This is a genomic window from Cupriavidus sp. BIS7, assembly GCF_000292345.1.
GTDB lineage: Bacteria > Pseudomonadota > Gammaproteobacteria > Burkholderiales > Burkholderiaceae > Cupriavidus.
Map to the genome: position 1 here is coordinate 1 of NZ_ALOU01000105.1, position 8,640 is coordinate 8,640.

The 8,640-nt window shown below is 64.2% G+C and carries 5 protein-coding genes; 4 read left to right on the forward strand and 1 reads right to left on the reverse strand.

Annotated features, from left to right (window positions below):
- Positions 1 to 51: 51 nt before the first annotated feature.
- Complete coding sequence (locus tag B552_RS0126285; RefSeq protein ID WP_026036071.1) at positions 52 to 978, reverse strand: LysR family transcriptional regulator; 927 nt, start codon at positions 976 to 978, stop codon at positions 52 to 54.
- Positions 979 to 1,345: 367 nt separating this feature from the next.
- On the opposite strand from B552_RS0126285, the gene B552_RS0126290 reads away from it, so the two are divergent.
- The 4 genes from B552_RS0126290 (at position 1,346) to B552_RS0126305 (ending at position 8,515) form a co-directional block, all read left to right on the forward strand.
- On the forward strand, positions 1,346 to 2,221 hold the full coding sequence (locus tag B552_RS0126290; protein ID WP_026036072.1) for an alpha/beta hydrolase: 876 nt from the start codon (positions 1,346 to 1,348) through the stop codon (positions 2,219 to 2,221).
- Between the two features lie 219 nt (positions 2,222 to 2,440).
- Positions 2,441 to 3,676, forward strand: coding sequence for an efflux RND transporter periplasmic adaptor subunit (locus B552_RS0126295; protein WP_019452049.1), 1,236 nt, complete (start codon positions 2,441 to 2,443; stop codon positions 3,674 to 3,676).
- Positions 3,677 to 3,793: 117 nt separating this feature from the next.
- The gene (locus B552_RS27955) at positions 3,794 to 7,021 is read left to right on the forward strand and encodes a multidrug efflux RND transporter permease subunit (protein WP_019452050.1); all 3,228 of its coding nucleotides are present in this window, start codon (positions 3,794 to 3,796) and stop codon (positions 7,019 to 7,021) included.
- Between the two features lie 12 nt (positions 7,022 to 7,033).
- Positions 7,034 to 8,515 carry an efflux transporter outer membrane subunit gene (locus tag B552_RS0126305; protein WP_026036073.1) on the forward strand — a complete coding sequence of 494 codons (1,482 nt, stop codon included), beginning with the start codon at positions 7,034 to 7,036 and terminating at the stop codon, positions 8,513 to 8,515.
- Positions 8,516 to 8,640: the final 125 nt, after the last annotated feature.

Below are 8,640 nucleotides of genomic sequence, written 5' to 3' on the forward strand. Positions count from 1 at the left end.
CCCGGCCCCTCTCCCGCGTGGCGGGAGAGGGGAGCCAGCCGACATCAGATTTCAAGCCGCCAACTGCTGCGGCGCCGCGCCAAAGTGCGGGTGGCGCGAGAACAGTTCCGCCGCCCAGTTCACGAAGACGCGCACCTTTGCCGACAGGTGCCGGTTCTGCGGGTACATCGCGGAGATTGGCAGTTCGTCGGTCTGCCAGTCGCCCATCACCTCGACAAGCCGTCCGCTGTTGACATAGGGCTCCGCCATAGCGCGGGAGATGCGCGCAATGCCGTGGCCCTCCAGCGCGCAGCCCATGTAGACATCGGCATCGTTGGTGGAGACGGACGATGGCAGCAATACCTCGGTGCGCTCGCCGCCGCGAATCAGCGGCCAAGGCATCTCGCGGCCAGTGCGGTTCGACAGGAAATTGACGGCCTTGTGCTGCGCCAACTCCGTCATGTCGCGCGGCGTGCCAAAGCGCCGCAGATAGATCGGCGAAGCATAAAACGCCAGTTTGAGTTGGCCGATGCGTCGCGCCACCATCGATTCGTCGAGCGTCCCCACGCGCAACACCACGTCCACGCCTTCCTTGAGCAGGTCGATCGGCTTGCCGTTGATGGTCAGCTCGAGCTTCAGTTCGGGATAGGCGTTGAAGAAATCGTGCAGGTTCGGCAGCAGCACCATCTGCGCGAGACCGTTCGTGGTGTCGACACACAGCGTGCCGCGCGGCGAATTGTTATGCCGGGTCAACGATTGTTCCGCTTCCTCCACATCGGCCAGGATGCGCACGCAGCGTTCGTAGTAGGCCGCGCCATCGGTCGTTACGCTGATGCGGCGCGTGGTCCGGTGCAGCAGCTTGACGCCAAGGTGCGTTTCCAGGTTCTGGATCAGGCGGGTGAGTGTGGCCTTTGGCAGGTCTAGCGACTCCGCCGCACGCGCAAAGCTGCCGACATCCACCACCCGAGTGAATGCCTGCATAGAGACAAGACGATCCATGATTGAGAAGCTTTCGAAAGAGTACGAGCTACGTTCCGAAGGATGTCTGGCGGGAATGGGTCCGCTGCATGTCAAGTGCGCGGCCTGGATTTGCTGCCGGCGGTCCGCCAGTGGCGGCCGGAGCGGGGACGGGTGGAGGCTTGGGGGCACGGCGGCCGCGCATGTTTCCCCAAACTGCGCGGTGCCGAAGGACCGGAGTGAATCACATTTTGGGTGACCTTGCCAAGCGTGTGGTTTCACTTCATCGATTATTCCAGCGCAGAAATAGTGCGTTGGCAATAGCCCGCTTTATCCCATGATCGTCAATCACCATAATTCGGAGCATCGCAACACAGTATCGACGACCCATGCCGGTCGCCGGCCCGCTATGACCAAGACCACGAGCCCCCGTAGTTCCGCCGTTCAACCGGCCGCAGAACAGGGCAAGGCCTTCGTGGAACAACATATGGTTGTCAGCGGCGACCGCGAAATCAAGGTCTGCGTGTGTTACCCCGCAGGTTATTGGCCGGTGGCGCCCGGTACGGCATTGTTGCCCTGGATGGTGTATCTGCATGCCGGCGGCTTTGTGGAAGGCGGTGTCGAGGCAGCGAAGGAACTGGCGCGGGATCTGGCGGAGTCCGTCCCGGCCGTGGTGGTGACGCCAGCCTATTCACTGGCGCCCGAAAACCCGTTTCCTGCCGCGCCCGAAGACGCCGTCAACACGGTGGCATGGGTGTTGAAGCAGGCGAAGAAACTCAAGGTCGACAAGCTGCGTTTCGTGCTGGTTGGCGAAGAGGCTGGCGGCAACCTGGCGATTGCCACGGCGCAGATGCTGCGCGACAGAGGCTTGCCGCAGCCAGCCGGCCAGTGGCTGATCCGGCCTGTGACGGACCCTTGCCTGGCGGCGATGTCCTCGGCTGGTCAGGTACCGATGGAGATGCTGCGCCGGCTGGCCTGCAACTATCGCGACTACCTGCCGACGCCTGCGGCCAGTGTGCATCCGTATGCGGCGCCGGCACTGGCATCGCGTATGGCGGGCCTCCCAGCCACGCTGGTGCAGGTTGCGGAGCAAGATGCATTGCGTGCCGAGGGCGAAGCCTTCGCCGCCAAGCTTGCCAAGGCTGGTGTTCCGGCCAAGGCCCTGATCATGCCCGGCGCCTGTGGCGACGGGGTGGAACAGTCCCATGAGATGTGTCAGGCATGGGTCAAAGAAGGCGCGCGGTTCCTGCGCGATTGTTTCGCGAAGGCTGACGACGCCTCATAACCGGTCCGAACGCCGGCCGATACCGGGTACGTGAAGGTATCGGATTCCATAGCCAGCGCCCTTTGAGGCTGGCAGCTGTACTGGCTTGGCATCAACCATCCCTCGTGGGATGAGATCCCCCTTTTCCCGTTTCCGGGCCACTCGGCCCGGCGGGATGCGTTCGGCCTGATTTTTTGCTTTTCCAGTTGAAGAAACCCGACGAAACACGGAGTGAAGAAAATGAATCAACAGTCTCGACGCACGCTGATTGCGATCGCCATCGTAGCGATCCTTGGCATCGGCGCGGCAACCTCGGTTCTGCGTCCCTGGCACGGCGGGGAAGCTCAAGCCAACACCCCACCGCCGGCCGCGGCGGTGGAGGTGGCGTCCGCCGTGGGCAAGACCATTACCGAATGGGATGAGTTCTCTGGCCGCATCGAAGCCGTGGATCGCGTGGAGATCCGTCCACGCGTGTCCGGCACGATCGAAACCGTGCACTTCCGCGAAGGTTCGATCGTGAAGAAGGGCGACCCGCTGTTCACGATCGATCCGCGCCCGTATGCGGCGGAAGTGGCGCGCGCCGAAGCGGCACTCGCGGCAGCACAGGTACGCGCTTCGCACGCGCAGACCGAAAAGGCCCGCGCCCAGCGCCTGCTTGATGACAACGCGATCTCGAAGCGAGAGTTCGACGAGCGCATCAACACGGCAAGCGAAACCGTTGCCGACGTGCGTGGCGCGCAGGCGGCGCTTGAGGTGGCAAAGCTGAACCTGGGCTATACGCGTATCGTCGCGCCGGTTTCGGGCAAGGTGTCTCGTGCCGAGATCACGGTTGGCAACCTGGTGGCGGCCGGTGCGGCGTCTCCGGCGCTCACTACGGTTGTGTCGGTGTCGCCGGTGTACGCGAGCTTCGACGTCGATGAACAGAGCTACCTGCGCTACACAGAACCGGGTGCTGGCGGCGGCAAGAAGGACCTGCCGGTGTTCCTGGGCCTGGCCAACGAGGACGGCAATCCGCACGAGGGGAAGATCCATTCGGTCGATAACCGGCTCGATACGCGCAGCGGCACGATCCGCGTGCGTGCGATCTTCGACAACGAAGATGGCCGTCTGCTGCCGGGCCTGTACGCGAAGATCAAGCTCGGTGGCGGCACGCCGCATCCGGCGGTGCTGATCAACGATCGCGCCATCGGTACCGATCAGGGCAAGAAGTTCGTGCTGGTGGTGGACAAGGCCAACAAGCTGGCATACCGCGAGGTTGAACTCGGGCCGACGTTCGAAGGCCTGCGCGTGATCCGCAAGGGCCTGCAGCCGGGTGAGAGCATCGTGGTCAACGGCCTGATGCGCGTGCGGCCCGGTGACACCGTTGCACCGAAGCCCGTGGACATGGCTTATCGCAGCGAACTGGAGCCGCGCGGCTCCACGCCGGACCGCAAGCAGGCCGCGGAAGAGAAGACCGACAAGCCGAACGTGAGCTAAGCACAGCCCCCACCTAGCCCCCGAAAAGCCCCCGCAGCCAGACAATTTCCCCCTGCAGCATTTTGATGGCGTCCGCTCCGGCGGACCGCCAGGGGGACTGTTTTCGCCGAGACAAAGATGAATCTCTCGAAATTCTTTATCGATCGCCCGATCTTCGCGGGCGTGCTGTCGGTGCTGATCTTTTTGATCGGCGCCATCTCGATGTTCAAGTTGCCGATCTCGGAGTACCCGGAAGTGGTGCCGCCGTCAGTGGTGGTGCGTGCCCAGTTCCCGGGCGCCAACCCGAAGGTGATCGCCGAGACCGTGGCCACGCCGCTGGAAGAGCAGATCAACGGCGTCGAGGACATGCTCTACATGAACTCGCAGGCCAACAGCGACGGCACGCTGACGCTGACGGTGACCTTCAAGCTGGGCACGGATCCGGACAAGGCGCAGCAGCTCGTGCAGAACCGCGTCTCGCAGGCCGAGCCGCGCCTGCCCGAAGACGTGCGCCGCCTTGGCATCACCACCGTCAAGAGTTCGCCGGACCTGACCATGGTGGTGCACCTGGTCTCGCCGAACAATCGCTATGACATGACGTACCTGCGCAACTACGCGCTGATCAACGTGAAGGACCGCCTGGCGCGGATCCAGGGCGTGGGGCAGGTGCAGATGTTCGGCTCCGGCGACTATTCGATGCGTGTGTGGCTGAACCCCGACAAGATCGCCGAGCGTCATCTGGCGGCGTCCGACGTGGTCAAGGCCATCCGCGAGCAAAACGTTCAGGTGGCGGCCGGCGTGATCGGCCAGTCGCCGTCGCTGCCGGGCACCGACCTGCAACTGTCCGTGAATGCGCAGGGCCGCCTGCAGACGGTGGAAGAGTTTGGCGACATCATCGTCAATACATCGCCGGACGGTGCGGTGACCTACCTGAAGGACATCGCCCGCATCGAGCTGGGTGCCTCGGAGTATGCGCTGCGTTCGCTGCTGGACAACAAGTCCGCCGTGGCACTGCCGATCTTCCAGGCGCCCGGTTCGAACGCGATCCAGATTTCGGACGACGTGCGCAAGACGATGGCCGAGTTGAAGGCCAACATGCCGGACGGCGTGGACTACAGCATCGTCTATGACCCGACGCAGTTCGTGCGCCACTCGATCGAGGCCGTGGTGCATACGCTGTTCGAAGCCATCGCCCTGGTGGTGCTGGTGGTGATCCTGTTCCTGCAGACGTGGCGCGCGTCGATTATTCCGCTGCTGGCGGTGCCGGTGTCGATCGTCGGTACGTTCGGCCTGATGCACGTATTCGGATTTTCGATCAACGCGCTGAGCCTGTTCGGCCTGGTGCTGGCAATCGGTATCGTGGTGGACGATGCGATCGTGGTGGTGGAGAACGTCGAGCGGAACATCGAGGAAGGGCTGTCGCCGAAGGAAGCCACGTACAAGGCCATGCGCGAAGTAAGCGGCCCGATCATCGCGATCGCGCTGACGCTGATCGCCGTGTTCGTGCCGCTGGCGTTCATGACCGGCCTGACCGGGCAGTTCTACAAGCAGTTCGCGCTGACGATCTCGATCTCGACGATCATCTCGGCGTTCAATTCGCTGACGCTGTCCCCCGCGCTGTCCGCGCTGCTGCTCAAGGGCCACGACGCGCCGAAGGACTGGCTGACGCGTGCGATGGACAAGGTTTTTGGCAAGTTCTTTGTCCACTTCAATCGCTTCTTCGGCCGCAGTTCGGAGCAGTATGGCCGCGGCGTGAAGGGCGTGATCCGCCGCAAGGGCTCGGTGTTCGGCGTGTATGCGCTGATGCTGGTGGCGACCTGGGGCGTGTTCCAGATGGTGCCGAAGGGCTTCGTGCCCGCGCAGGACAAGCAATACCTCGTGAGCTTCGCCAAGCTGCCGGACGGAGCCACGCTTGATCGCACGGAAGACGTGATCCGTCGCATGTCGGAGATCGCTCTCAAGCATCCGGGCGTGGAATCGGCCGTGGCGTTCCCGGGCCTGTCGATCAACGGCTTTACCAACAGCCCGAGCGCCGGCATCGTGTTCGTCACGCTGGATCCGTTCGACAAGCGCAAGAGCAAGGAACTGTCTGGTGGCGCCATCGCGGCGGACCTGAACAAGCAGTACGGTTCGATCCAGGACGCGTTCATCGCCGTCTTCCCGCCGCCGCCCGTGCAGGGGCTTGGGACGATTGGTGGGTTCAAGATGATGATCGAGGACCGTGCCGCGCTTGGCTATGACGAACTGTTCAACGCGACCAATGCGTTCATGGCCAAGGCACGCGCCACGCCGGCGCTGGCTGGCATCTTCAGCAACTACCAGGTGAACGTGCCGCAGCTTGACGTGAAGCTCGACCGTACCAAGGCCAAGCAACTCGGCGTGCCCGTGACCGATGTGTTCGACACGCTGCAGACCTACCTTGGCTCGGCCTACGTCAACGACTTCAACAAGTTCGGTCGTACGTACCAGGTCAAAGTGCAGGCCGATGCGCAGTTCCGCCAGCATGCGGAAGACATCCTGCAATTGAAGACGCGCAGCGTGAATGGCGACATGGTGCCGCTGTCGTCGCTGGTGCAGGTCAAGCAGAGCTTCGGTCCGGACAGCGTGAGCCGCTATAACGGCTTCACAGCCGCCGATATGAACGGTGGCCCGGCTCCGGGCTTCTCCTCGGGCCAGGCGCAGGCTGCGGCGGAAGCGATTGCTGCCGAGACGCTGCCCAAGGGCATCGGCTTCGAATGGACCGACCTGACCTATCAGGACATCCTGGCCGGTAACGCGGGCGTGTGGATCTTCCCGCTGTGCGTGCTGCTGGTGTTCCTGGTGCTGGCCGCCCAGTACGAAAGCCTGACGCTGCCGCTGGCCGTGATCCTGATCGTGCCGTTGAGCCTGCTGGCCGCCATGACCGGCGTATGGCTGACGCGTGGCGACAACAACATCTTCACGCAGATCGGTTTCATCGTGCTGGTGGGCTTGTCGGCGAAGAACGCGATCCTGATTGTCGAGTTTGCACGCGAGCTTGAGCACCATGGCCGCACGGTGGTACAGGCCGCAATCGAAGCCAGCCGCCTGCGTCTGCGCCCGATCCTGATGACGTCGTTCGCTTTCATCATGGGCGTGGTGCCGCTGGTGGTATCCACGGGCGCCGGAGCGGAAATGCGTCATGCGATGGGTGTGGCCGTGTTTGCGGGGATGCTCGGCGTGACGTTCTTCGGCCTGTTCCTGACGCCGGTGTTCTACGTGGCGCTGCGTCTGCTGGCCACGCGCGGTCAGCGCCAGAAGGCGACAGGGCGGGCGACAGACCAGGCGACAGAGCACGCGACTGGACAAAGTGCATCGGGCTCGCAGGCAGTGGCGTCGGCCGAATAAGGGTAAAAAATCATGAACAACGTAATGAAGCAATACCTGCCGAAGCTTGGTGCGCTGGCCGCCGCGCTGGTGCTGGCGGGCTGCTCGCTGGCGCCGACCTACAAGGTGCCCGAGACGCCCACAGCATCGACGTTCAAGGAAGCCGAGGCGGCTGCCGCCGAAGGCGCGCAGTGGAAAACCGCGACGCCTGCCGAGGGCCAGCAGCGCGGCGAATGGTGGAAGGTCTTCGGCGACGCCGATCTTGACCGGCTGATAGACGCGGCTAATGCGTACAACCAGGACCTGGCCGCCGCGGCGGCCCGGCTCAAGCAGGCGCGTGCGTTTACCGGCGCGACCGAGGCGGACCTGTATCCGCAATTGACGGCGGGCTTCAGTCCGACGCGTGCGCAGCTTTCGGCCGCCTCGCAAGGCTTGCCAGATGGCACGCACATTCCGCCGCAGACCGTGTACCAGGCGCGCCTGATCGCCAACTATGAGCTTGACCTCTTCGGCCGCGTGGCCAACAGCGTCAATGCCGCACGCGCTGACGAGCAGGGCGCCGAGGATCTGTATCGCTCGGTGCAGCTTGCGCTGCAGGCGGATACTGCGCAGGCCTACTTTGCGCTGCGCACGCTGGACAGCGATCGTGACCTGCTGCTGGCAACGATCAAGCTGCGTGAGGATTCGCTCAAGCTGCTGCGCAAGCGCTACGAAGAGGGAGAGACCACCGACCTGGACCCGGCCCGTGCCGAATCGGAACTGGGTACGGCGCGCGCCGATCTGGCCGCCACCGAGCGCCGTCGCGCTAACCAGGAACATGCACTGGCCGTGCTGACCGGGGTGTCGCCGTCGCAGTTCGGAATCGCAGCGAAGCCGTTGGACGCCACGCCAGTGGCCATCCCGGCCGGGCTGCCATCCGAATTGCTCGAACGCCGCCCGGACATTGCTGCCGCCGAACGCCAGATGGCAGCCGCCAATGCGCGCATCGGTGTGGCGAAGGCCGCGTTCTTCCCGCGCATTTCGCTGACCGCGCTGTTCGGATTCGAGTCGTCGGATATCTCGAACCTGTTCAAGTGGTCGTCGCGTGCATGGTTGGTCGGCCCGCTGGTGGGGTCCACCGTCGCGCAGACCGTATTCGACGGTGGCCGCAACAGCTCCAACCTGGCCGGTGCGCGCGCCGCGCATGAGGAAAGCGTGGCACGCTACCGCCAGACGGTGCTGGTGGCATTCCGTGAGGTCGAGGACAGCCTGGCCGATGTGCGCTGGCTGAGCCAGCAGGGCGTGGCGCTCGATAGCGCTCTGGCAGGCGCCAAGCGCGCGCAGCGTACATCGCGCAGCCGATACTCCGCCGGTGCGGTCGACTACCTGACCGTGATCGACGCGGACCGCACGGTGCTGCAATCGCAGCGCGACGCCAATGCGGTGGCAGGGCTGCGCGCGGCTGCGACGGTGTCGCTGGTCCGCAGCCTCGGCGGTGGCTGGGGGCCGTTGCCGGAGCCCGTGGCGAAGAACTAGCGGTGTCTCGCATGCCCGGGCAGGCTCCCTCTCCCGTGCAACGGGAGAGGGCGGGGGGAGAGGGCGCGGCAGTTCAAATTGAGACAGGTGGCAAGCAGAACCTCAATGCCCTCTCCCCCAACCCC